This window comes from Nocardiopsis metallicus, assembly GCF_014201115.1.
In the GTDB taxonomy this organism is placed as follows: Bacteria; Actinomycetota; Actinomycetes; order Streptosporangiales; family Streptosporangiaceae; genus Nocardiopsis; species Nocardiopsis metallicus.
Window position 1 is genome coordinate 2,941,422 of record NZ_JACHDO010000001.1, and the last position, 23,912, is coordinate 2,965,333.

Sequence of the window (23,912 nt, forward strand, 5' to 3'; positions counted from 1 at the left end):
CCTGACATCGAAGGTGGGTGTGTCCCTCGTGCTGTGCGGTCACTGCGGGCGTGCACGCATCAGTGCCCAACGGGGTGGGTGTGCCTGTGTCCCCCCGAGCTTCTGGCAGTCCGAACCAGTGCTGCGCGCGGTCCAAGACCAGGATGCGGCCGCCGTGATCCGTCTGGCCTGCGACCAGCTCGCCGGGCTGTCCCAGGAGGGTGTGGCCCGCATGACGGGGCTGGCCTCCAGCACCATCAGCCGCATCCTCGCCGGCGCCCCCTTGACCCGCGCTGATCGCGCCCAGCAGGCGTTGACCGGTATGGGTGCTCCGCCGCCCCGACCACGCACTGAGACCGCTCCCAGCCCTGGGCTTGGGCCGGTGCAGCGCCTGCTGGAGCAACCCGAATGCGTCGATGCTGCCGCCGTTGCGGTCCTGGGCACGATGTTGGCTGCCCAGCGGCGGCTGGACGACCACGTGGGCGCTGAGATCGTGTTGCCCTCGGCCCGCTCACATGCGCAGATCATGGACGTGGCCGCTGACCGGGCCCGCGGCCCGCACGCGGAGGGTCTGCGGGTGGTGGCCGCTGAATGGATCCAGTTCGAGGGGTGGCTGCTGGCCTCCACCGGGCGGCTCCACCAGGCAGTGCAGGTGCTCGAGCGCGCTGCGGTCCTGGCCCAGGAGCTGAACGAGGGGACGTTGCTGGCCCAGGCGTACAACTTCGTGGCCTATACCGACCGGCGCCGCGGGGATGTCCCGGCGTTCTTGTCCGGGTTCTTGCGCGCCTATCACACGCCCGGGGCGCACCCGGCCCAGCGTGTGGGGGACGCGATTCAGGCCGCCCACGGCCAGGCCCTGCTGGGGCAACGGGAGGACGCCCGCCGTTTGCTGGATGAGGCCGCGACTTTGGCCGAGCATGCCGCTACCTTGCCGCCCCCGCCCACGGCCTACTGGCTCAACGAGCAGTTTCACCGGCTGAACCTGGGGTTGGCCCATCACGGGTTGGGGGAGGCCGATGTCGCGGTCGATCTGATCTCCTCAGGCCTGGCGGGCCTGCCCGCGGACCAGCGTGCAGCGGACTGGACAGTGGAGTACCGCGAGGCTTTGGAACGGGCCCGTCAGTAGAAGGTGGGAAGGGACAAGCGTGGTCTGCGGTAACTGTGATCTGGCCTGGAGAATGTGCCGGTGTGTTCCCGCCTGGATCGTGGCCGATCCTCAGTTCCGTACTTGGGTGCGGGCACGGGATCTGACCCCCATCGTGCGGTTCCTGTTGACCCACACCGAGCTGCGGCAAACCCAGGTCGGTGCGGTGTTGGGCGGGTTGCGCCAGGGCACCATCTCCAAGATCAACTCCGGTGCGCTGCGGGTGCAGGACCGTCGCACCCTCGAACATGCTCTGGCACGGTTTCAGGAAGAGTCGCTCCCCTCCCAGGTGTCAGCGCCCGCCCCCAGGGAACCCTTGACGGGAGAAAATCCCACCTGGGGGGAGCCTGGCGCCTTGGCCTGTCTGGACACCGCACTCGCACACCAACCCACACGACGCTCGGCCATGGCCACCGCGGGCTCGGCCCTGGTGATGGGGTGGGCCCTGGCCGATACCCCCTCTACCGGATCGGTGGCCGATCCCCCCGTCTCCGATGCGCTGTGCGAGCAGATGGCCGAGCTGGTCGATGCCATCCGCATGGCTGATGCCCAAGGCGGGGCCAGCGCCGCGCTGCGCGCGAGTGTGCGCCCCCAGCTGGAGTTCTTGCGCCGCCTCCTGGACGAGGCCGCAGTCACCCCCGCGCAGCGGCGTCAGCTGATGAGCATCACCGCCGACCTGACCGGCCTGGCCGGATGGATGGCGGTGGACGCCGGCGATGCGGACGCGCAACAACTGCTCACGGCCGGGCTACGGCTGGCCCATGCCGCCCAGGACCCGCTGCTGGGCGCCGGCATCATCTCCTACCTGGCCGTGCACGCCTACAGCCAGGGCCAGGGCCAAGAGGCGGCGCTCATGGCCTCCACCGCACTGCACCGTGTCCAAGGGCTGGCCAGCCCGCGGGTGGAGTGTTTGCTGTGGATCCGCCAAGCCCGCGGACACTCAGCCTCAGGCGATGAGCTGCGCGCCCGCACCGCCGTGGAACAGGCCCAGCGCGCTTTCGCCCAGGGGCCCCGGGAGGAGGATCCCCGGTGGCTGTACTGGATCGACGAGGGCGAGGTGGCCTGCCAGAGCGGGACCGTGCTGTTGGAAACCGGACACCCCGAGCAGGCCCTGGCACAGATCGACCGGGCCCTGCTGGGGTACAGCCCCGCACACCGACGCAACCAGGCCAGCGCCCAGGTCAGGGCAGCCAAGACCCTGATCGGAATGGGTGAGCCCGAAGAGGCCAGCGTGCGCGCCCACCGGGTTTTGGACCAGATCACGGACCTGAACTCGGGCCGCACCACCAAGCAGGTGCGGGACCTGCTCGCCCAGCTGTCCCCCCACCGCGACCTCACCGATGTGGCCGAGGTCTTCGACCGTGCCCGCCCCCTTTTGGAGCCTGCCCCGTGAGCTCACCTGTCCTGGTGCTGTGGGACATCGACCGCACCCTGCTCTATGTCGGCAACACCGACCGACTCATCTACCGCGAACTCGCCCACGACCTTCTCGGCCATCCGGCCCAGCACCTGCCGGCCAAAGGAACCGGCCGCACCGTGCCCCTGGCCGTGCGCGAGCTGCTGCAACGCAACGGTGCCCCTGACGCGGATCTGGACGCCTTGGTCAAGCAGGCCCTGGAGGAACTTCCCGACCGGCTCGATGAGTACCGATCGCACATGCTCGAACACGGGCACCTCCTCCCGGGGGCCGCACAAGCCGTGGAGGCCGTGCACGCCCACCCCGGGTGGGTGCCCAGCGTGGTCACCGGCAACCTGCAACGCAGCGCCCAGATCAAGCTGGAGGCCTTCGGGCTGGCTCCCTGCATCGACTCCGCGCTGGGCGGCTACTCCAGCGACGACCCCCACCGCCCCCACCTGGTGGCCCGCGCCCAACAGCGCGCCCAGGCCGCCTGGGGTGCGACCTTCGACCGCACGAACACGGTGATCATCGGGGATTCGCTCGAAGACGTCACCACCGGGGTGGAAGGCGGGGCGCGGGTGATCGGTGTGGCCTCGGGCACCACACCAGCCCAGCAGCTACACCAGGCCGGCGCTGACCGGGTGCTCGCCGACCTGACCCACCTGGCGGCGCTGCAAGAGGTCGTTACCGCCCTCACCACCACTTCGCAGTGAAACTATGCGCAGGCAAAAGCACACGTATCGAAAATCGAATCTGATATTCGAACACGGGGAATACGAGGAATACTAGGAATATTCCTGTGTGGAATGGAGTGATCACAGCTTCGCTCCCATAGTGAGGGGCATGGCCGAACACACCCCTTCACCACCCCGAACGGTGCCCGACCTTTTGTCGGACTTCGTACACACCACCCCCGGCGCCGACCACGTCGTGGTCTTCACCCACGACAGTCTCGTGCACGCCTACTCGTCGGGGTTGTCGATGCAGCACGCCGAACAGTGGTCCGCCCTGCTGGGGGGCCTGTGGTCCATGGCCGACCGGTGGGCCAGGGTCGTCGACCGCGGCGCGTGCGACCACATCCTGCACAAGGACCAGGCGGGTCGTGTCCTCATCCTCCCCGCCACGCCCGGGTGCGGTATCGGTCTGTTGTTGAGCGCGGATGCCGACATCAAGAAGGTCGCCTTCGCCGCCCAGACCTTCGTCGACTCCCTCGGCTCCCGCCTGCCCCAGGAGGTCCCCACCACGGTGGGGGCGGCCCTGCACCTCAGGGGAGAGCGGGCAGCATGATCACCGCGCACTTCACCCCCCGTACCAACCCGCTCCGGGCCACCGCCCGCGCCCCCCGGCTGCGGATCAGCGAGTTCACCCTGGTCGCTCCGGCCTTCCACGCCCCCGCTCCCGATCTGGGAGCCAGCGACCCCCAGTCCCGAATCCTGGCGCTGGCCTGGCAGTCCTTGGAGCCGCTGTCGGTGGTCGAGCTCGCCGACCAGGCGGGTTTCCCGGTCGCCTTGACCATGGTCGCCATCACCCACCTGATCGACGACCGCCGACTCGTGCCCTGCTCCCCCGTGGCGGCTTCGGGCGGTGCTGGGGCGCTGGAACAGATCCTGCAGGCCCTGCAGGGACACCCCCCGCAGGCGGTGACCGCCAAACTGCTGGTGACGGCGCCCATGTCGGGGGAGCCGGAGCTGCGCGCGCTGTTGGGCCATGTGGGGGCGATCCACCCCAGTACGAGCCAGGGCGCCGAGGTGCTCTACGCCCTGCAGCGCAGCACCGACACGCTCAACCTGGCTATGACCGGTGTGTGCGGCCTGCCCCCGCTCATCTCCCTGTGGCCGGACCTGACACGCAACGCCGAAGCCCTCGTGCTGCTGGTGCGCGACACCGACCTGGACCAGGGCCGTGACATCGCGGCCTGGCTCGGTGAGCAAACCGGGGTCCCGGTCGTGGTCGCGGTGCACCTGGCCAGTGAGAACGAACTGGACGCACCCCAGGTGCGCGAGGCGTTGTCGGTGCCCGAGCGTGTGCCGGTGGTGATGATCGACGCCCACGACCCGTACTCGGTTACCTCGGTGCTGCGCGATGTGTGCCACCACCTGACCCGTCTGGAGGGGTGGGGATGAGCCGCATCATGATCGCCGGGGCCGGGCACGCCGGCCTGGGGTTGGCCACGCACTTGGTCCGTTCCGACGCTGACCTGCACGTGGACCTGTACACCATTCACACCACCGAGGAACTCCTGCGCGCCCCGCGGCTGACGCAGATGAGCTTTCCCACCGTGTACGAGCTGGAACAGAACGCTCACCTGGACTTTTGGTCGGGGCTCTCACCAGTCTTTCGTGACATCTCCTTCGCGGTCTCCCCAGGGGATGGGACCCGTCAGTCCTTCGTGGGCCAGCAGCGGCGTGTGGGGACCGCGATCGACCACGGCGCCAAGACCGCGGCCTGGTTGCAGCAGGTCGAACGCCAGGACACCAACCCGGGCGGGGCGTTCATCCACGTGCAAACCGTGCAGGCGCAAACCCTCGCCTGGTTCGCGAAGAGCGGCATGTATGACCTGGTGATCGTGGCCACCGGCGACAGCGACACCCAACTGGGTTCGTTGTTTTCACAGGTGTCCGTCTCTCCCACCACCCGGGTGATCGTCCAGGCCCACTTCGAGGGCGCCCCCCAGGGCCCTGACGTGCAGGTGACCACTACCCCGCACGGGGAGATCTTCGCCTACCCGGTGCTGGCCGCCCACTGGGAACCGGCCCTGCCGGGTCAGGAGGCGCCCGCGCCGGAGCTGGTTCCGGCCACCGCCGTGCAGGTCTACGCCCGCGCCGGTGGGCCGATGGACCCCACCACCGAAGGCGTCACGTTCTCCCGGCGCGCGGAGAACCTGAGTGCGGGCTGGGCGCACGCCCACCGCACCCTGGCCGAGCACACCCCCGAGCTGGCCGCCTGGGCCGCCCAGGCGCCCTGTTTGGAGCAGTCCCGGCTGCTGCGGCCCATCACCCCGCGGGTGCGCCGCCCGCTCACCCAGCTCAACGGCACCCCGGTACTGGGGATCGGGGATGTGGTGCTCACGGTCGACCCCACCTCGGGCCAGGGCGCCAACGCCTCCACCCGGGTGGCGCGCGTGGTGGCCGACCACATCCTGGCTCGCCTCGAACAGGGCAAGCCGCTGGCTGATGCCGCGTTCTTGGAGGGCGCCTACCAGGACTACTGGGACCAGCACGGCCAGCACACGAGCGTGTTCAACAACCTGGTCACCGACTTCTGGTCCGGGAAGCTGCCCCCGTACATGACCGAGCGCTTCGCCCACAACTTCACCGACCAGGACCAGGCCGACCGCATGGTGGTCGGCTGGGACGACCCCTCCACCCTGGACTGGCTCCTGACCCCCTAACCCCTTTCTCCCCGCACCCCTATGGCGGCCCGGCCGCCGATGCGAGGTACCCCCATGCCTGAAACCGCCCCGCCCCGCCCCAACGAAGCCAACCGCAGCATCTACAACCGCCTGGTCATGCAGGCCATCTACACCCTGTGGGTGCACTGGATCAGCCACCGGCTGGCCTGGGGCATCTCCAACCGGTGGATCCGCCGCGCCTACCGCACCTGGCCCGGAGCCGCGCACCTGACCATCGGCCCCGGCAACGGCCGCTTCCTGCGTTTCCTGCCGCCGCGGGTGCAGGTGCTGCACCTGATGGACCTCAACGCCTCCTGCCTGACCATGGCCGCCCGCGTCGTGGGCGGGCGCACCCTCACCCCCCACGCCCACCTGCAGGACGTGCTGGCCCGGTGGAAGGACCTGGACGAGGCCAGCCTGGACAGCATCGACTGCATGATGGTCATGCACTGCCTGCGCGGGACCTCCATCGCCGACAAGGCTGCCTTCTTCGCCGAAGCCCGCCGGGTGCTGAAAGAGGGCGGGGTGTTCTTCGGCGCCACCGTCCTGTCCGGCGGCAGCGGAGTGCGCGTCAACCGCTTCGCCCGGCTGCTCCTGAACCTGTACAACGGCCGCAAGAACGTCTTCGCCAACACCGGCGACACCTCCGACGACCTCGTACGCGAGCTGCGCACCCACTTCCCCGACGCTGACATCAACGTGCAGGGCTGCACCGGCACGTGGGTGGCGGTGAAGCGATGACCACCCCTGACTCCTCGGTTGCTGTGGTGGGTCTGTCCTGCCGCCTGCCCGGCCACATCCGCTCACCGCAAGCGTTCTGGGACGCCCTGGTCACTGGCCGGGACCTGGTCACCGACCACACCGACGCCCACCCGCGCGCCGACATCTTGCCCGCGGCCATCCTCACCGAGACCGAGCAGGGCTTTGATGCCGCCCACTTCGGGTTCTCACCCACCGAGGTCGCGGCGATGGACCCCCAGCAGCAGATGCTGCTGGAGCTGGTCGACGAAGCCTTCCAGGACGCCGGGATGGCCCTGACCGACTGGCGGGGCAAGCGGGTGGGGCTGTGGGTGGGCTCCTCCTGCCTGGACCAGGCCCTGCTGCGCCTAGGCCCCGGCCAGGGCGGCACCATGGTCGACACCGCCGGCGCCCTGCCCTCCATGCTCGCCAACCGCCTCTCCCGCCACCGGCTCATCGACTGGAGGGGCCCCTCCGAGGCGTTGGACACCGCCTGCTCCGCGTCCCTGGTGGCGGCGCACCGCGCCCACCAGGCCCTGCTCACCGGTGAGGTGGACCTGGCCGTGGTCGCCTCGGCCAACACGTTGAGGTTGGACACCCACACCCGCATGTTCGCCGCCTCGCGGGTGCTCTCCGACGACGGGTGCGTGCACCCCTTCGACCAGGGCGGCAGCGGGTTCGTGCGCGGCGAGGGCGGCGGGGCCCTGATCTTGCAGCGCACCGCCGACTGCCCCACCACCGGCACACGTCCGCGCGCCCTGGTGGCAGCCAGCCTGACCAACTGCGACGGCGCCGGAGCCCCCATCGGCACCCCCAACGTGGCCGGGCAGATCGACCTGCTCACCCGCACCTATGCCCAGGCCGGGCTGGCACCGGACCAGGTGGACTACGTCGAGGGTCACGCCACCGGCACCGCGGCTGGGGATGCCGCCGAGTCCCGCGCCCTGGGCCGGGTGCTGGGGCGGGCCCGCCCCGAAGGCGAGCCGCTGCTGGTGGGCGGGGTCAAACCCAACGTGGGCCACCTCGAAGGCGGGGCGGGCCTGATCGCGCTGATCAAAGTCGTCCTGTCCCTGGAACACGGGGTGATCCCGCCCACCATCCACCACACCCACCCGCTACCGGCGCTGCAGCGGATGGGGTTGCAGGTGCCCACCACCGCCCGCCCCTGGCCCCAGCGCGAGCACACCCCCACCGCCGGGGTGTCGGCGTTCGGGTTCGGCGGCACCAACGCCCACCTGATCCTCCAACAGGCCCCACCCGCCCCCAACCCGCCCAGCGCACACTCCGATGAGGACCAGGCCCCCCACCTGATCCCGCTCTCGGCCAGCAGCACCGCCGCCCTGGCCCAGAGCGCAGGCCTGTGGTCGGCGGCCATGGGCCAGGCCGGTTCAGTACGCCAGGTGGCCGCGACCGCCGCCCACCGGCGCGACCACCACCACGGGGCGCGCGCGGTGGTGCTCGCTGACAGCGCCCCCCAGGCCGCTCAGGCCTGGGACGCGGCGGCCCAGGGCCGCACCCACCTGTCGTTGGCCGGGCCGCGCCGCCCCGCCCACAAGCCGCTGGTGGTGTTCGTCTACCCCGGCCACGGCGCCCACCCCGCCACCTTGTCCGGCCACCACGGTCTGGAGGCCGAGCCGGTCTTCACCCAGGCTCTGGAGCGGGCCCGCCTCGCGGCGTTCCTCGAGAGCGACCAGGGTGAGGCGGCCGGACTGGCGCGGGTGCAACCGGCCCAGTGGGCGTGGCAGGTCGCCGCCACCGCCCTGCTCGCCTCGTGGGGTGTGCGCCCGGACGTGGTGGTGGGCCACTCCCTGGGCGAGCTCGCCGCCGCCCACACCGCCGGAGTACTGACCCTGCACGAGGCCGCCCTGGTGGTCGCCCAGCGCAGCCGCCTGCTGGAACAGACCGCCCCCAAGGGTGAACTGCTGGCCACCTCCCTGGACCCGGCACGCGCCCAGGAGCTGGTGCGTTCCTTGCCCACGGTGGCGGTGGCCTCGATCAACGCCGCCAACGCCACCGTCCTGTCCGGACCCATCGGCGAACTGGACCTCCTCGCCGACCAGCTCGCCAAGAGCGGGGTGTGGACGCGCCGCATCAGCGACGCCCCGCCCGCCCACGGCCCGCTGGTGGCCGACCAGGCCGAGCAGTTGCCGGACCTGGTCAAGACCATCCGGCCGCGCCCGGCCACCACCGCGCTGTGGTCCACCGCCACGGCCGCCCGGGCCCAGGGCCCGGAGTGGGACGCCGCCTACTGGGGGCGCCAGCTGCGCTCCCCGGTACTGCTGCACAAGACCGTGCGGGCTCTGGCCGAGCAGGAGCGGCCCGTCGTGGTGGTGGAGGTCGGTGCCCGCTCGGTGCTGGCCAGCGCCCTGGCCTCCACCCTGGCCCAGGCCCAGCGCCGCTATGAAGTCGACCCGCCTTTGGTGTGCACCGACGGGCCCGCCGCCCCGCGCGAGAACCTGCTGATGGCGCTGGGGCAGCTGTACACCTTCGGGTTGAACCCCAGCTGGCCCACACCCTCAACCCCCACGGCCGCACCCCTGCCGTTGCGGGCCTGGACCCACCACAGCTCCGCCGCCCCTCAGAACGCAAACCAGGTGGTCGAGCTGAGTGCGCTGGAGACCGAGCGGGCGCGCACGGTCATCACCGAACGGGTCACTGCTCTCGTGCGGGGTCTGCTGCCCCAGGGCAGTGCCCTCCCGCAAGGGGACGCGGTGCTGGCCGAGGCGGGGTTGGGGTCCTTGGCCCTGGCCCACCTGCACATCCAGCTCATCCACCAGCTGCCCGACCTGGCCGGTCTGCCCGCCCATGTCGTGCACCAGGCCACCACGATGTCGGCGCTCGTGAAGGCCATCACCCAGTTCTGGGCACCCGCCCACCTGGCCCACTCCTGAACGGAAAGCACAGCCACCATGTCACCCCAGGTCCAGCAGCAGAGCGTGATCGACGCGGCGCTCTGATCTTGCTTCGGTTCGGTGGACAGGTGTCCGCTTTCGGATACTTTGTCATTGAACGAGGAGATTGAAGTGCCCAAGACCCGCCCTGCGTACCCGCCGGAGTACCGCGATCAGATCATCGCGCTGGCCCGCTCCGGCCGTAGCCCCGAGGACCTGGCAGCTGAGTTCGAACCCTCGGCCCAGACGATCCGCACCTGGATCAATCAGGCCAAGATCGACTCCGGCCAGGCAGAGGGCACCACCAGCGATGACAAGGCCGAACTGGCCCGCCTTCGCCGAGAGAACGCCCAGCTGCGCGAAGAGCGCGAGATCCTGCGCAAGGCCACGGCTTTCTTCGTCCGGGAGACCAGTCGGTGATGTTCCGGCTGATCGACGAAGAAAAGACACGCCACTCCGTCTCCCTGATGTCCCGGCTGCTCGGCGTATCGCGGCAGGGCTACTACAAACACCACCACCGAATCCAGGACGGCCCCACGGCCAAGGAACGCTCCGACGCTGACCTGTCCGAGCGCATCCAGGGCCACCACGAGCGCTCCCGCGGCACCTACGGCTCCCCCAGGCTCCAGGCCGACCTGGCCGAGCTCGACGGCATCCGCGCTGGACGCAACCGCATCACCCGGCTGATGCGCCGCCAGGGCCTGGTCGGGGTCCACCGCCGCACCGGCCGCAAAAGCCTGACCTCCCAGGACCGGATGGCCACAGCCCCACCGGATCTGGTCGGTCGTGACTTCACCGCCCATGCCCCCAACACCAAGTGGAGCGCGGACATCACCTACGTGCCCACCGACCAGGGGTGGGTGTACCTGGCGGTGGTGATGGACCTGTTCTCGCGCCGCATCGTGGGCTGGGCGATGGCCCCTCACATGCGCGCCGATCTGGTCTGCGACGCGCTGGCCATGGCGGTGACCGCCCGCCGTCCCGGTCCGGGGCTGATCCATCACTCGGACAAGGGATCGCAATACACCAGTCTGGCCTTTGGTCGCCGCTGCGAAGAGGCAGGGATCGCTCCCTCGACGGGGCGGACGGGGTCGTGTTACGACAACGCCGTCACCGAGAGCTTCTTCGCGTCGTTGGAGACCGAGTTGATCGACCGCACCCGTTTCGCCACCAGGGCGGATGCGGAGCGGGAGGTGTTCTCCTATATCGAGGGGTTCTACAACCCCTGGCGGCGGCATTCGGCCAATGGTCAGCTCAGCCCGGCTGAGTATGAACGTCGCCACACCGAAGTTGCTCAAGACAGGCTTGCGGCGCTGTCTCAGGCCGCGTAAAACCCCAGCTCACAGGTGTCTACCGAACTGAAGCAACATCAGACACCACACGAAAGGACGACCACCCCTATGAGCAGTGCGGCCACGCCAGAGTTGTCCCAGCAGCTACTGGACAGTCAGACCTGCCTCAGCGCTGACGAGCGCCAGGCCAGCATCGACGCCTTCAGCCCGGCCATCGTCCCAGGCCCGCTACAGACCCCCGCCTACGCGCGCGCCGTTCTGTCCGCCTGCGGAGTCACCGACCCCGCCACTCTGGAAGAGGCGGTGCAGATGAGGATGGGCCGTGGCCACCATGTGCGCACCGATCACGGACACCCTCACCGCTACCTGCTGACCGAGCAGGCCCTGCACACCCCCTGGCTGGGGGCACAGGAGGTGGGTGAACAACGCGCGTTTTTGCGCGGGTGCGTTCAGCTTCTCCACCTGCGGGTTCGGGTCCTGCCGGCATTCAGCCCCATCCCCTGGACCGGAGCGTTCGCGATCCTCACCTACGTCGGAGGCGAGGCATCGGTGAACGTGGAAACCCCCGAGGGCAGGTTGGTGGCCCCCAGGAGATGGTGCCCGCCTACCGGGCCCACTTCGAGGCCTTGTTCGCTGCCGCCCAGCCCCTGTCCCGCGTGCTGGCAGCACACGAAGGGACCGGTCCCCAGTGACACGACCCAGCGCCGAGCCCACCAGCACTCGGACCACGGCCAAGAGCCGATACATGGCCCTGGCCAGGGAACTGGCGCGTGCGTGGGCCGATACGCCACCGGCGCCCCGCGAGCTCTACCAGGAAGGGCACTGCCGCTCACACCCCTCCCTGCCTCCCGAGGCCTGGTTCCCCGCCCAGGGCCTGGGAGAGATCGCTCGTCAGGCGCGCCAGGTGTGCCGCTCCTGCCCGGTGCGGGACATCTGTCTGGCGTGGGCTCTTGAGGCCCAGATCGCCGACGGCATCTGGGGTGGAACCAGCCCCACCGATCGCAAATGGATCACGTCCTCTGACATACCCGCTTACCTGCACAGCGAGGCTTTTGCATGACCGGCGCACACGAGCCCGCCCAAGTCCCCGAACCCCTGACCGGAGCCCCTTCCATGAATCCGCCGACCCGGCGCCACCGTGAACAGGACTGGGCGATGGTGGTGCGCAGGGCCGCCGCCCTGTGGGAAACCGAACCCCGCGACTGGCTCACCCCCGTCCAGGCCCGCGCCATCACCGGACTGGGCCCACAGCCGCTCAGCCAGCTCGCCGACGACGACCAGGTGCGCACCCAGCGCACCTCGGGCGGGCACCGCCGCTACGACCGCGCCCACCTGATCGGCTACCTGCGCGAGCACGGTCATCCCCTCACACCCCTGGAGGGGGTGGTCGAACACGCCCACATCCACGGCGCCGCCTTGGATCGCCCCGCCTACCACCAGCACGCCGCCCACACCCGCCGACGCTGCGATCTGAGCGGACCCATCTACCGGCTGGACCTGCACACCCATGCCGGGGACGACCAGGACCCCGCCTGGCAGGCCTGGCAGGAAGGAGATCGGGCGCGGGCCCAACAGCTGCTGAAGGAGGAGCTGCCCGCCCTGCAGGCCCAGCACCGCGCCGAACAAAACCGCGGCCTGCCCTGGCGCCGCATCTGGGTCGTGGACGCCCTGTCCACTACCTACCTGGAGTTTTTGGCCCGCGCCCACCGAGTAAAGGCCCAGGCGGGCGGCCAGATCCGGGTGCTCAACCCCGACCTTCTGCGGTCCTGGCAGGTGGACCAGTGGCCCGAGCTGGTCTTGTACCCCAACCGGCTCGTGTACGTGCTGCGCCACGCCTCGACCGGCCACCCCGAGGGTGCCCACCACGCCCTGCTGCCCGACCCGTTGGCACAGGCCGCCCGGCTCCAGCTGGAGCTGATGTGGCAACAGGCCGGACCTCGCTCCCTGGACCATCTCCTGGGCCGCCACAGCGAGCCCTGACCACCCCGACCGTGCTGGAGGCCACCAGGTCAGAACACACCCTGCGCGGGGTCGGGGTCGGGAAGGGCCCCGACCACAACCCCGCACACGTCGGGGCGGTATCGGCGCCGCTTTCGGGGGGTGACTATCCCCCCGATTTTCCCGGGCACCACCAGCCCGGGCTGGTGGCCGAGAGCGCCCGGGGCCACCACCGGTTGGGGTCGCGGGCCCGGCCCGCCTGGTAGTGGCACCGATCTGGTCGGCCCAGAACACGAAAACACCTCGAAGAAGGTCACCGCCAGCGGACATGATCGCTGGCGTCCACCACCATCCACGACTTCAGGGAGACCCTCATGCACCGACATCGCCACCACGCCACACCCCAGCCCTGCCCACCCCATATGGAAGGACCCTTGCGTGACCAGTGCCGCACAGCACACCCCCACCGCTACCGCTACCGCTACCAGCCCTGATCCCAGCGATGACCACGAAGACCTGTCCCTGCCCGAGCTGAAGACCCCGCGCTATTTCCACTTCCAGGGGCAGGTCGCGGAGGCCTCATGGGCCACGATGGCCCGCCGCATGCCGGAAGCTGTCAAACTCTGTGAGACGTTCTATGCTATGGGTTTTCCCAGTTCGGGAGCGGTCTCCTCTTCGTTGGTGGGCTGGGGCGGGTTGATGTGGACCACCTCGGGCAGAGCGGTAGGCCGGGCTCAGCGCGGTTGAGGCAGGGCGCGATCGCCCCGTCCGGTGGGTCGATCTGCACGGTGCAGGTGCGGAACCGGTTGGTATCCCCTCGCCTTCCTTAGGGAAGTGGAGTCGGACCAGCGTGGGGAGGCGACCAGGTTGGCTACTGCAGAGGGGATTCTCTTGTCAGCGGCAGCGAACGCGCTACGCGATCTCTCCCACGAGTTCGCCGGGGACCAGTAGGTTCATTCGCGAACCATAGTGACCGGGAAGGACCAGCCCATGGCCGTGGACGCCGCCCACATCAATGCACTGCTCGACCAGGCCGTGACCGATGAGGTGACGCCGGGGGCGGTCTGGCTGGTGGGTGGCCCAGAGGGGCCCGAGGTCGGTGGCCAGGCAGGGTTGCTCGACCCGGCCAACCCTGCTTCCCCCATGGTGGCAGACACCCTGTTTGATATCGCTTCCCTCACCAAGGTCACCGCTGTCTGGTCGGTAATCGGCACCCTGTGGGAAGATAGTGCCCTGCGCCTGGAGGACCCTCTCGGTGTCCTGCTCCCCGATCTGTCGGAAGCGCCTTTGGGTCAGGTGACGGTGCACCAGCTCCTCACCCACACCGCCGGGGTTCCGCCGCGTGCACAGCTGAAGACCCTCTACGGAACCGATCCGGCTGAAATCCGTCACGGTGTCCTGCACGAGCAGCTTCACCACACCCCCGGTGAACAGGTCCAATACACCGACCGTGCCGCGCTGATCCTGGGGTTCCTCGCCGAAGGGCTCACCGGCACGGGGCTAACCGACCTCGCCCACGATCGTGCCTGGTCTCCCCTGGGCATGTTCCAGACTCGGTTTGGCCCTCTCCCTGAGGATCTGGTGCAACGTACCGCGCCCACCGAGCTGGACCAGGAGAGCGGCCAGCATCTACGCGGTGTCCCGCACGACTTCTCAGCCCGTTTGTTGGGCGGGGTAAGCGGGATCGCCGGGGCTTTTTCCACCGCCCCTGACCTGGGACGTTTTCTCACTTACATGCTCACCCCGGGGAACGGGGCGACTTTCGGCAAAGCGTGGGTGAATGAGTCCCTCCAGGTGCAGACCGGAGGGCTTGAGCCGCTGAGGGGTCTGTTCTGGCATCCTGCCCCCGGGACGTCGCCGGCAGAGGACATCTGGGTGCACTACGGTTTCACCGGCACAGGGGCCTGGGTTTGTCCGCGTATGGGCAGATGGGGTGTTCTTTTGACGAACAAGCTCTACTACACCCGGGACCGGGGGCCGGTCACTGAACTGCGTGGCGCTTTCCAGCAGGCTGTGTTCTCCTGATAGCCCTCAGTGTTTGACCCAACCCCGTCTGCCGTGAGGTGGGCGGGGTTTTCACATTCCAAGATCTTGAAGAAAATAATCCGAACCCTCCCCTCTCGCATTGCGCGTCCTAATTTAGGACACTTGAGTGGTATCAATAGACCAGGAACGAGAGCCCTCGGCCAGACCGGGAGGAACCGGCCATGACAGTGACCACCGAATTCGGAACCTGGGTCAACCACGGAGACCGGTGCAACGTCAGCGTCGAATCGACTTTCGCTGGCTACATCGGAGGAGCTGACCCTGAATGGCGTGAGCGGGTCGAAAACGACGGCTATTTCGACAGCATGGTTGCCGCGTTTCGCTCCGAGATCAACGCCGCCCTCCCCACCAACGTGGCCCTGTGCGGCAACGACTTCTACGGCCCCTACTACACGGCCGACTGCGACTTCGACGGATACCCCACCGACGAACACGGCGCCCTGGACATCACCGAAATCATCGCGGGCATCGATCTCGAGCCAATTCTGGAACGGTACGACCCGGATCTGGTCAAGCAGGACGCCACCCTCAGTGTCGGACCCAACGGATGGCACACCCTCACCATCGGTGACACCGCCGTCGACCTCCCGGTCCGGTCCAACGAGGTCATCCCCGTGCCCCTACTCCACGAGCTAGCCGTTCAGGCCCTGACCGAACACGAGTGGGAGCTCACCGGCGTGTGGGAACGCACCCCCGCCGGGTTCACCGCCACAGCCACCCTCAGCGCCTAACACACCCCATTTACCGGGAGGCCCGAACGAACACAGGCCCCCCACGCAAGGACCCCCATGCGATTCCTGCCCCACCTGCGCCACCACTCATCCCGAATCGGCTTGGTACTGCTGTGTATCAGTCCCCTTCTCCTCGGAGTGCACCACCAACTCGCCGCTCTGGTCATGCTTTTCAGCCTGGCCCTGATGCTTCTGGGAGCACGACATCTCGTAGGTCGGCTGTGTGAACTCTGCTTCGCCGCCATGCCCTTGGACGCGAGCGCCGCCGCAACCCAACGCCAGTGGATGCTGCGTCTCGTGCACCTGATTCTCTGGCACCGGCCATGGAAGATCTTGGTCGGGGGCGTGGTCTTCATGGTGATAGCCCTGGCCGCTGCCACCCACCTCTCTTCGGCCACAGTGGCCGTGTTCAACCTGGCGGTGGCGGTCGTGTGGCTAGCGATCGAAACGCACATGCGTTACCAGCCGTGGTGCCCCTGGTGCGACCACAGCGGCGGGGGCGGCGGGGGTGGCGGGGGCGGTGGAGGTCACGACCCGGCCCCGGCCCCGCCCACCGGCCCCGCCGCCAAACTGGATGTAGCCGCACGCTAGCCCTCAACCTCCACCAGCAGGAGGTCATGGTGCCTGGGATGATGCCCCGGTTGATGTCACCCACCATGACCGGAGCCAGCACCGTGACCCCTGCCGAACTCAAATCCCTCCGCGAACACCTCGGCTTCACCGGTAACGCCCTCGGTGCATACCTGACCTCCCCAGCGGCGGGCCGGACCGTCCGCCGTTGGGAAGAAGGCAAGCACCCCATCCCTGAGGGTGTCGCAGACGAAGTCCGAGAACTCGCCAAACTTACCGACACCTACGTGCAGGAAGCCGAGAAGTCCCTGCACGCCCAGGCCAATCCGACCCTGACCGTGTACCGCGACGACGCCGAGTACCACCACGCACACCCACACATGGCCCGCTTCCCCGCTGCGTGGCACCGTGCGGTGGCTGTCCGCGCCGCCCGCCAGGTCGAAGGGGCCCGCATCGTGTTCCCCGACTAGAAAGACACCACCATGGCCACCCAGTTCGGCCCACCCATCGACCTCAGCGCCCTCCCCGGCTGGAAAACCACCACCCTCCGCCCTCAGCGGGCGGTGTTCGCTGGCCGGGTCTCCACCAAGGACCAGCAGGACCCGCGAGCTTCCATCCTCCGGCAGGTATCGGCCGCCTCGGAACGACTGGAGGACGATGCGGAGTTCGTCGCGCACTTCTACGACGTCGAGTCTGGGATGCTGCCCCCGGAGCTACGCGGCTTGGGCTCGTCGGAGATGTACGAGGCCCTCGCGATCCCCGTCCCCCGCGCCGGCGGCCTCCAGGAGCTGTTGGACCAGGCCGAGCACCGCGGCATCACCCACGTGATCGCTGAGCGCTCCGATCGGGTGGCCCGCGCCATGCTGACCAGCCTCACCGTGGAACACGAGCTGGAGAAGCTGGGGGTGGAGGTGGTGTACGCCAACGAGCCGACCGGCGGCACGAGAACGGGTCAGTTGCGCACCCGCCGGTACAGCCAGGTCGACGCGGAACTGTACAAGCACGCGCTGGTGGAGATGTCCATGGGAGGGCAGATCCAGCACGCCCTCGCCGGGTGGAACCACGGGCGTCCCCCGTACCCCTACATCACGGTCGTGGATGAGCACGCGCCCGTGCGGGACACGTCCCGGTTCGGTGAGAATCGTCCAAAGAAGAGACTGGCCCCACACCCCGACCCGCGCCGGTTCGATGCGGCCCGGGAGTTGTGCCGCCTGCGCCGTGAGGAGCACCTCAAGAGCGCGGACATCATCGCGATCCTGTCCGCTGCCCCGGACCGGTACCCGATCACGGGGAAGTGGACGCACAACCTGGTCGAAGGGCTGATCGCTAACCCGAAGCTGACCGGGCACATGGTGTACAACCGCAAGGCCACACGCACCGGCCGGGCCGGGTTTTCCCGGTGGAACCCCATCTCCGAATGGGTGTGGTCACCCGAGCCAGTGCACGAACCCGTGGTGACCGTGCAGGAGTGGGCCCAGGCGCAGGAGGTGACCGCGGCTCTGCGATCTCGCGTGGACGCCGAGGCTCGCGGGCTGTCGCGAATCCGTGCCACCGCACACCGGCTGGGGCACACCGTGATTCAGGTCGACAGCAACGGCTCGCACGCGGTGTACCAGGTCGGGGGGCGACGGTTGGTGCTGCCCACACCGGTGCCGGACATGATCGTTCAGCAGGTGATCGAGGACATGGAGCGTGGTGAGGTATGAGCGAGGTGATCACGTGCATGGCGCAGCGGCGCGCACGGTTTTGGACGGTGGCTCTCACCGAGTTCGGGGTGTACGCCCACGGCAGGACGTTGGCGGTGTTGCAGGAGAATCTGGTGGGGGCGTTGGCTCTTGCTGGGGTTCCGTGCTCTGGGGTTGAGGTCGTCGCGGATACCCCAGGGTTGGAGGCGATGCGGGCCGCTCACAGGGCGTATGAGGCGGCGTTGGAGGAGGCGGTGTCGGAGTTGGCGGTGCGGCGGACGCCGCTGCGGGACATGGCGGCGGCGACCGGGGTGTCTATGGCTGAGGTAAAGCGGGTTCTCGCTGCGAGAGCGGAGAGAGTAGAGGAATCTGCTGGGTTTCCCCGAACCGTGGAGGGTTTCAGCGAAGCGGGGTAGTGTTCGCGGAGTGTTCCCTGCGCACATGGGGATGGACCGCGGTCAACGTCGGCACCCCGCCTGCCCCTGTCCAGGAGCTTGAGGAGCCGCAGGAGCGGGTCGCACCTGATGAGGGAGGGCTGAGGCCGTATGGGCCTGCTCGCCACTGAGGAGTTCCTGTCCGCGATCGTCGGGCACGTGCTGGCCCGCATGCCTCAGCACCGGAAGCCGCGCACCGGCACGATCGACTACGGCCACACCGGGCCAGGCCCAGCCAGGGTGCAGTTCGACGGTGAGCCCGCGCCCACCTCCAATCGGTTCCCGCGCCTGTCCTCCTACCGGCCCCGGGCCGGGGATCGGGTGCTGCTGGTGCCCTCCGGGGCGCGTGGCTGGTGGGTCGTGGGCAGCGCGGACCTGGTCGAGTCCGACGATCAGCTCCTCATCAAGGAGGAGCACCAAGACCTGGTTTTCCACCACGCTGGTCAGCGATCACGAGCTGTGTGTGAACATGGAGACCCATGCGATCTACCGGATCATCCTGGCGTTGCACGCGATCGGCCACGCCGATGGTGACATCAAGCTCGCCTGGTCCATCCCTTCGGGGCGGAGGCGGGCGGCCGGTGGGTGTTCGGCGCGGGCGTGAACACCACCCCGACATCGGGCAGCGCAACGGTGCAGAACGCCTCCGCGAACTGGGCCACCGAGCGCACCTACGGCACCCACGCCACCGTCGGCAACTCCATCATCGAGAACGGGCTTCTGCGCACCGGAGACACCGCGGGCCGGTTGCAGCTGCGGTGGGCACAGGTCTCCTCGCACGCCACCGCGACCAGCGTGCGTGCCCCGTCGAACCTGTGGGTCAAACGGTTCAGGTAAGACCCTTCATCCTGTGCCGTAGGCCAGATAGTCAGCACTGTCGTTCACGCCCAGGCGGTATATGAGCGTGAAGTCAACAGTCTCACCTTCCGGGACCCTCAGAAAGGTTTGAGATCTGGGTTGGCGTCTTTCAATGCGAGTACCATCCCCAAACACAAGTGGCCCAAATACTTTACCGTCTTGGTTCTTTACGCGGACATTTATGAGCTGAAGTTTATATTCTTCGCCCGTGAGGTTTTCGACAGATAAATCCATGGCATAATTCTGGCGATAGGAGTCGCCGGTCGCGCTTTCGTAATCATATCGAGCGACCCCATGGTCGACAGGCCTCAGGCCGGTGACGGTGAGGATGAATTCATCAGTCTCCAAGGCCGATGGTTCAAAGGTTTGGGCGGGTGGAATGCTGCGAGGGGAGATACTGGCGTGCGGGCGGGGAGTGGGCACCCCACTTTCACGTTGCGGAGAACTGCATGCCCCCAGGATTATGACGATGATCAGAATGAAAGTCATCCCGCTGAAGGTGATGAAGGTCGGGGGAAATTTCGCCATGGGAGGTTGGGCGATCTCAGCCCGTGTCCTCTCTTCCTGAGTCACGCACATACAGACGTTCCGGCACGCCCTCAGCCTAAAGGATAAATGGGTCAGTAGAAAGTTCAGGCGAGCAAGCTCGCGGCACACCAGGAAATTCCGACAGTGGAAACGGCCGTCACCGCCCACACCATGAAGTAGGCGGTGCCACGTGAGGCTGTCACCTGACTGGTGGGAATGTGGCACAGCACCGACCGGATCCGCGAGTCACTGAAAGCGATGAAGGTGCGGGCGCGCAGGCCCAGGCCACACTCACTCGGCTGGGGCACGGTGTGCTTCTTCGATCAGGGTGCGCATAGCACCGGGGGTATCACTCTGGCGCGTTAAGGCGGCGCGCCTTCGCCCGCTGCTCCCGCTGAACCATTTCGGCCTTGGCGTCGTGGCGGGCCACGACGAGCGCTGCCTGGAAGTACGCCTCATCTGGTGAGGCTGGGCGCTCCGACTCAGGGATGGCGGCGAGCTCCTGTTTGATGCGCGGGTCGTCATGGAAGACGAGAACACGGGCACGGAGCGCCAACCCACCGGGGGATGGCTCGTAGTCAGCGGCTGACGTCATCAATGATCTCCACGATCAGCTCAGGCAGCACCGTCAACGCGGCGCGCAGTAGTTCTTCGATCGGTACCGCATATTCGCTGTTGTCCACGTCGATATGTCGAGCCCACTCCACGGGTTGGTAGCGGGCCAGGATCGAGAGAGTGAAGAGCACAGCCCACCACGCCATGAGCGGGTGGATCCCGCGGTCAGAGCCAGACACCGGTGTGGGGAAGAAGAACTCTTCTCCCCGGTAGGAGCGTGTACGTGCGCACACGAAATCGCGCCTGTTCTGGTAGCGCTCGGCCTTCAGTTCGGGCCACTGTAGAACTAGCGAACCGGTGCCATCGTGACTGGGCTGGTAGGAGGGCCTGGACTCAGAGTCCTGGCCGAGGACGTTGTAGGCACAGCCACGAGTGTCGGGATAGGAGCGCAGGAACGCGTGCAGTGTCTCATGGTCGGTGGTCGATATCAGCGATGGTGGCAACGGCCGCACCATGGTGGTCGGGCGGCTGGACCCACCGTCACCGATGGAACTCACGTCGACGTGAAGTGGTCGTGTCCAGGTTGAGGTATCTGGCCGCAGAGACCACCGCCCTGCCTCGGGCACGGAGTCCCACAGCACGTGCAGACGAACCTGATCGGCTTTGCTCCACAGGGGAGACTCGAGGAGTTCGGAGAGTCGAACGAAGCTGCCGTTCTTGTCTGTGTGAACCTGTACGTTCTCCAACGGCCCCGACAGAGTGGAGGCCGTAGTCCCGATGCCGTGTCCCTTGAGCTTCCATTCATCCCCTGGCGCGTTGGCCGCTGCGGCGGCGATGGACCGGCCGGCCTGGCTGAGGCCGTAGAACAGCGTTAGTGGCCGAGTCGCGGGCGAGGCGAGACGGGCCTGGCGGAAGAGCTGCTCTGCCTGTTCCAACGCGAACTGGTACGTGGCTTTCCGGTCGGCGCTCTGCTGCGCAGGAGCGGGCGGGGCCGCGCGTGTGGCGCGAAGACCTGCCCACTCTTCGTCGCTGTCCATGTCCAGCAGCCTAACTCCGCCCGGCCTGTGCCACAGATCCGTCTGGCCGGGCCAGCAGGACCCGGCCAGGGTCGTCAGGGCGTGCGCCCACGACTCGTCTTCTTACACCCACCCTCGGAAGCGGGCGTCGAGCGGCACCTGGCGGTAGGTGGCGTGAGCCCCACGCACGCAGGGGTGGTTCACCCCCAGATCCAGATTCACAACCCAGCAGGCCCCTGCCACGGTGGGGGTCTATTTGTGTCCGCCCTCGGCCACAGCAACCCCTGGGCCTGGCATCCCAGCCATAATCTTCTCCATGGAGTACGGGGACGCAGACGGCTACAGCATCTACGGGCAACTCACCACCGGCAATGACGCCGGCCTGATCTGCCACGAATGCGGCCAAGAGCGGGCGTTCCTCGGGCGTCATGTGCGTGTCCACGGGCTCACCGCAGCCACCTACAGGGAGCGGCACGGGCTCGGGCGGTCCACACCGCTCGCTTCCGAGGATTTGCGCGGACGCCTCGGGGAGAAAGCTACCGCCCGTGTGGGCTCCCCCGCCTGGGACCGGTTCGAGGCCGCACGCGACATCGACGCGGCAAGACAGGAGTCCATGCGGGTGTGGCGCGAGGAGCCCCCGCGGCCGCAGGTCCGTCACGCTCGCGCGGCCAAGGCTGTGTCCGTGTCTCAGTCCCGTAAACCCCGTTGGTGTGGTGTAGACGGGTGTGGGCGTAAGCATGTCGCAGATGGGTTGTGCCGCACTCACTACGAGCGGCGTAAACGCAAGGGAGATGTGCAGGCGGACATCCCGGTGAGGGCACGCAAGGGCGGACCGCAGCGGAGCTGACGCCAGATGCGAAATCCACAGCGGATGTGGAGGCGACCACGACATCGACGGGACGGTCGAGCAGGCAGTGGCTTCCCTGGGCGTGACCGCGGGTGAGGGCGCCCGAGCCCAGAGGGCGAACTCCTCAAGCGCCGTGGTCAGGGTGTACAGGTCAACGACACTCGTAGGTCCGCGGAGAGGTTCGAGGGCAGATACCCGCTGGAGCGACCCACCAGTGCTCGGTGAACCAGTACCGATTCCATGGTCACCCTGGCCACAGCGTTGGACAAGCTGTTCACCCGCCTGAGCGAGAACATCGATGCCGACCAAGGCCGGGCCGTAGACGTGTGCCGGGCTGCGACACCGAGCTGTGGTCAGCCTACGGCGGCGACGGCGGCGGGGTAGCCCCTCACAGGTGACTGTGTTGCTCCTCGGCGCGGGTGATGACCACGGCTGTGGACATGCCGGGGAAGTGCACCGCACAGCATGCGCACACCGACACGGCCAGCTCGTCGGTAGCCACCGACTGGGCCAGCTCGCCCACACCGGTAGCGCTGTGCCCGTTGTAGGGCTCGTAGGTGATGGCCACCAACTCCTTGCCCCGGTACCAGCCGCGCGGGTGCTCGCCCAGGGCGTAGCAGCGGCGGATCAGGTGATCTTCGCCGTGGCGCTTCTTGTGCACACGTCCCCGTCCCTCGCGCAGGAAGCACGGGCACTTCCACGCGCCGATCATGATGCCGCGCTTTGCCAGCTGGGCGCGGCGCCGGCGGGCCAGGACGGCGGCCACCGCCCGCTGGACGCTGTCGTCACCCTCCAGGCCGTCGAGGTGCTCGGCCGCGGCCAGCAGGTCGGGGCGCTGGTGTTCGTTGAAGTAGATGTCGCTCAAAGAGCGCGTTCGCGCAACCGCCATCGTCTCCCCCACATCACTGTTATTGGCCGACACCGTAGGGGACGGCGTCCTCCCCCGGTGGAGGTTTGGGTGAACACACGGCGGACTCGCGCAATCTCACGGTTCTTCTGACAGCCGATGACCTGCACCGATAGCCTCCTGCGCAGGAATGCGACGTGGGGGGCTGTGATGGGGCGCGACGCTAAACGGGCCAAACAGGCACGCCGGGACAAACGACGGCGCCAGAGCGCGCCCACGCCCACCGAGCCGGTTCCCGCGTTCCCGGAGAAGGAGATGCTGCGCCTGGGCAAGACGTGGGACCGCGCGATCGACCTGGGGCTGATGGCTTCCGGACAAGACGTGAAGTACCACTTCGCCCCCGACGGCGGGGTGCTCTCGGTAGCCGAGGGAAAGAGCGGACAGGTGCTGGCCAACGGGGAGCGGCTCACCCCGGCGGTGGCCGAGCGGCTACGCGCCCAGATGCCGCTGCTGGCCGAGGTGGTCACGTTCTACGAGCGCAACCAGATCGACAATCTGGGGCTGGGTGGGGCGCCCCAGGACGGCCTGTCCGCTCTTCCCGTGCCCCGGTCTGCTGGGCCTGTGCCCGCGATGGACGAGCGGGCCCTGCGCCGGGTACAAGCAGCCACCGAGGAACTCGTCGCCCAGGGCCTGGTCAAAGAGGGGGCCGGGATGATAGTGACACCGTCCGAACACGGGGTCCTGATGGCCGTGGGCGGACGCAACGGAGAGCTGTACGCCAACGGGCGCGCCCTGTCCGCGACGTGGGCGGACCGGCTCCGCGCGCAGTTGCCCGACCTGGCCTCGGATGTGGACCGCCTCCAGGCGATCCGTGCTGAGTGGCAGGATGGTCCGCCCCGGGATCGGTCGATGGCACTGGAGGAGTGCAACGACCCGAACTGCCTGGCCCCACACTGACACATCCACCTGTTATCCGGCGGTCCAGCTCTTGGGGCCGAGGGCCTGGATCTGACCGAGCTGAGC

Annotated in this window: 26 protein-coding genes and 1 pseudogene; 23 read left to right on the plus strand and 4 right to left on the minus strand. The window is 68.1% G+C overall.

The genetic code is table 11. The features are described 5' to 3' along the window. The first annotated feature begins 154 nt into the window (after window positions 1-154). From HNR07_RS12710 to HNR07_RS12805, 21 genes and pseudogenes are all read left to right on the plus strand, one after another. Entirely contained in the window at window positions 155-1,105 is a 951-nt protein-coding gene (locus tag HNR07_RS12710; RefSeq protein ID WP_184365164.1) for a hypothetical protein, read from the plus strand. 79 nt (window positions 1,106-1,184) lie between these two features. After that, window positions 1,185-2,516 carry a tetratricopeptide repeat protein gene (locus HNR07_RS12715; RefSeq protein WP_184365165.1) on the plus strand — a complete coding sequence of 444 codons (1,332 nt, stop codon included), beginning with the start codon at window positions 1,185-1,187 and terminating at the stop codon, window positions 2,514-2,516. Next, a complete protein-coding gene (locus tag HNR07_RS12720) occupies window positions 2,513-3,235 on the plus strand; it encodes an HAD family hydrolase (RefSeq protein ID WP_184365166.1) in 723 nt (240 codons plus the stop codon). Before HNR07_RS12715 ends, HNR07_RS12720 begins: the two co-directional genes overlap by 4 nt. 130 nt (window positions 3,236-3,365) lie before the next feature. Then, the gene (locus HNR07_RS12725) at window positions 3,366-3,809 is read left to right on the plus strand and encodes a roadblock/LC7 domain-containing protein (RefSeq protein ID WP_184365167.1); all 444 of its coding nucleotides are present in this window, start codon (window positions 3,366-3,368) and stop codon (window positions 3,807-3,809) included. After that, window positions 3,806-4,645, plus strand: a complete 840-nt coding sequence (locus HNR07_RS12730) for a helix-turn-helix domain-containing protein (protein WP_184365168.1) — start codon at window positions 3,806-3,808, stop codon at window positions 4,643-4,645. The genes HNR07_RS12725 and HNR07_RS12730 overlap by 4 nt, the downstream gene beginning before the upstream one ends. Then, entirely contained in the window at window positions 4,642-5,913 is a 1,272-nt protein-coding gene (locus tag HNR07_RS12735; protein ID WP_184365169.1) for a hypothetical protein, read from the plus strand. Before HNR07_RS12730 ends, HNR07_RS12735 begins: the two co-directional genes overlap by 4 nt. A gap of 54 nt (window positions 5,914-5,967) precedes the next feature. Further along, complete coding sequence (locus HNR07_RS12740; protein WP_184365170.1) at window positions 5,968-6,654, plus strand: class I SAM-dependent methyltransferase; 687 nt, start codon at window positions 5,968-5,970, stop codon at window positions 6,652-6,654. Beyond that, window positions 6,651-9,542: a beta-ketoacyl synthase N-terminal-like domain-containing protein gene (locus HNR07_RS12745; protein WP_184365171.1), complete on the plus strand. Its 2,892-nt coding sequence runs from the start codon at window positions 6,651-6,653 to the stop codon at window positions 9,540-9,542. The genes HNR07_RS12740 and HNR07_RS12745 overlap by 4 nt, the downstream gene beginning before the upstream one ends. Window positions 9,543-9,674: 132 nt before the next feature. After that, a protein-coding gene (locus HNR07_RS12750) for an IS3 family transposase (protein ID WP_184371482.1) occupies window positions 9,675-10,873 on the plus strand; the annotation gives its coding sequence in 2 pieces (ribosomal slippage) (window positions 9,675-9,918 and window positions 9,918-10,873; 1,200 coding nt in all). 69 nt (window positions 10,874-10,942) lie between these two features. Beyond that, window positions 10,943-11,404, plus strand: a pseudogene (locus HNR07_RS36090) (Scr1 family TA system antitoxin-like transcriptional regulator); the annotation flags it as partial. Window positions 11,405-11,522: 118 nt separating this feature from the next. Next, a complete protein-coding gene (locus tag HNR07_RS12755) occupies window positions 11,523-11,894 on the plus strand; it encodes a WhiB family transcriptional regulator (protein WP_312893775.1) in 372 nt (123 codons plus the stop codon). Further along, window positions 11,891-12,814 (plus strand): DUF6879 family protein, encoded by a 924-nt coding sequence (locus HNR07_RS12760; protein WP_184365172.1) that lies wholly within the window; start codon window positions 11,891-11,893, stop codon window positions 12,812-12,814. The genes HNR07_RS12755 and HNR07_RS12760 overlap by 4 nt, the downstream gene beginning before the upstream one ends. 396 nt (window positions 12,815-13,210) lie before the next feature. Then, complete coding sequence (locus HNR07_RS12765; RefSeq protein WP_184365173.1) at window positions 13,211-13,519, plus strand: hypothetical protein; 309 nt, start codon at window positions 13,211-13,213, stop codon at window positions 13,517-13,519. A gap of 243 nt (window positions 13,520-13,762) precedes the next feature. Further along, the gene (locus tag HNR07_RS12770) at window positions 13,763-14,797 is read left to right on the plus strand and encodes a serine hydrolase domain-containing protein (protein ID WP_184365174.1); all 1,035 of its coding nucleotides are present in this window, start codon (window positions 13,763-13,765) and stop codon (window positions 14,795-14,797) included. 182 nt (window positions 14,798-14,979) lie between these two features. Then, window positions 14,980-15,549 carry a hypothetical protein gene (locus HNR07_RS12775; RefSeq protein ID WP_184365175.1) on the plus strand — a complete coding sequence of 190 codons (570 nt, stop codon included), beginning with the start codon at window positions 14,980-14,982 and terminating at the stop codon, window positions 15,547-15,549. Between the two features lie 57 nt (window positions 15,550-15,606). Next, on the plus strand, window positions 15,607-16,140 hold the full coding sequence (locus HNR07_RS12780; protein WP_184365176.1) for a hypothetical protein: 534 nt from the start codon (window positions 15,607-15,609) through the stop codon (window positions 16,138-16,140). A gap of 53 nt (window positions 16,141-16,193) precedes the next feature. Further along, complete coding sequence (locus HNR07_RS12785; protein WP_184365177.1) at window positions 16,194-16,589, plus strand: Aca2/YdiL-like domain-containing protein; 396 nt, start codon at window positions 16,194-16,196, stop codon at window positions 16,587-16,589. 12 nt (window positions 16,590-16,601) lie between these two features. Continuing rightward, window positions 16,602-17,825, plus strand: a complete 1,224-nt coding sequence (locus tag HNR07_RS12790) for a recombinase family protein (protein WP_184365178.1) — start codon at window positions 16,602-16,604, stop codon at window positions 17,823-17,825. Next, window positions 17,822-18,220: a hypothetical protein gene (locus tag HNR07_RS12795; RefSeq protein ID WP_184365179.1), complete on the plus strand. Its 399-nt coding sequence runs from the start codon at window positions 17,822-17,824 to the stop codon at window positions 18,218-18,220. Before HNR07_RS12790 ends, HNR07_RS12795 begins: the two co-directional genes overlap by 4 nt. A gap of 129 nt (window positions 18,221-18,349) precedes the next feature. Further along, a complete protein-coding gene (locus HNR07_RS12800) occupies window positions 18,350-18,772 on the plus strand; it encodes a hypothetical protein (protein ID WP_184365180.1) in 423 nt (140 codons plus the stop codon). A gap of 66 nt (window positions 18,773-18,838) precedes the next feature. Then, window positions 18,839-19,075, plus strand: coding sequence for a hypothetical protein (locus HNR07_RS12805; protein WP_184365181.1), 237 nt, complete (start codon window positions 18,839-18,841; stop codon window positions 19,073-19,075). A 6-nt stretch (window positions 19,076-19,081) separates the two neighbouring features. On the opposite strand, the gene HNR07_RS12810 is transcribed toward HNR07_RS12805, so the two are convergent. The 3 genes from HNR07_RS12810 to HNR07_RS12820 all read right to left on the minus strand — a co-directional run bounded on the left by HNR07_RS12810 (window position 19,082) and on the right by HNR07_RS12820 (window position 21,216). Further along, the gene (locus HNR07_RS12810) at window positions 19,082-19,669 is read right to left on the minus strand and encodes a hypothetical protein (protein ID WP_184365182.1); all 588 of its coding nucleotides are present in this window, start codon (window positions 19,667-19,669) and stop codon (window positions 19,082-19,084) included. Window positions 19,670-19,973: 304 nt separating this feature from the next. Beyond that, window positions 19,974-20,219 carry a hypothetical protein gene (locus HNR07_RS12815; protein WP_184365183.1) on the minus strand — a complete coding sequence of 82 codons (246 nt, stop codon included), beginning with the start codon at window positions 20,217-20,219 and terminating at the stop codon, window positions 19,974-19,976. Continuing rightward, window positions 20,203-21,216 carry a YaaC family protein gene (locus tag HNR07_RS12820; protein ID WP_184365184.1) on the minus strand — a complete coding sequence of 338 codons (1,014 nt, stop codon included), beginning with the start codon at window positions 21,214-21,216 and terminating at the stop codon, window positions 20,203-20,205. The genes HNR07_RS12815 and HNR07_RS12820 overlap by 17 nt, the downstream gene beginning before the upstream one ends. 295 nt (window positions 21,217-21,511) lie before the next feature. On the opposite strand from HNR07_RS12820, the gene HNR07_RS36095 reads away from it, so the two are divergent. Next, complete coding sequence (locus HNR07_RS36095; protein ID WP_184365185.1) at window positions 21,512-22,042, plus strand: MucR family transcriptional regulator; 531 nt, start codon at window positions 21,512-21,514, stop codon at window positions 22,040-22,042. A 388-nt stretch (window positions 22,043-22,430) separates the two neighbouring features. Here the strand turns inward: HNR07_RS36095 and HNR07_RS12830 are convergent, their stop codons facing one another. Beyond that, on the minus strand, window positions 22,431-22,931 hold the full coding sequence (locus tag HNR07_RS12830; protein ID WP_184365186.1) for a hypothetical protein: 501 nt from the start codon (window positions 22,929-22,931) through the stop codon (window positions 22,431-22,433). A gap of 168 nt (window positions 22,932-23,099) precedes the next feature. On the opposite strand from HNR07_RS12830, the gene HNR07_RS12835 reads away from it, so the two are divergent. Further along, window positions 23,100-23,846, plus strand: coding sequence for a hypothetical protein (locus tag HNR07_RS12835; RefSeq protein ID WP_184365187.1), 747 nt, complete (start codon window positions 23,100-23,102; stop codon window positions 23,844-23,846). Window positions 23,847-23,912: the final 66 nt, after the last annotated feature.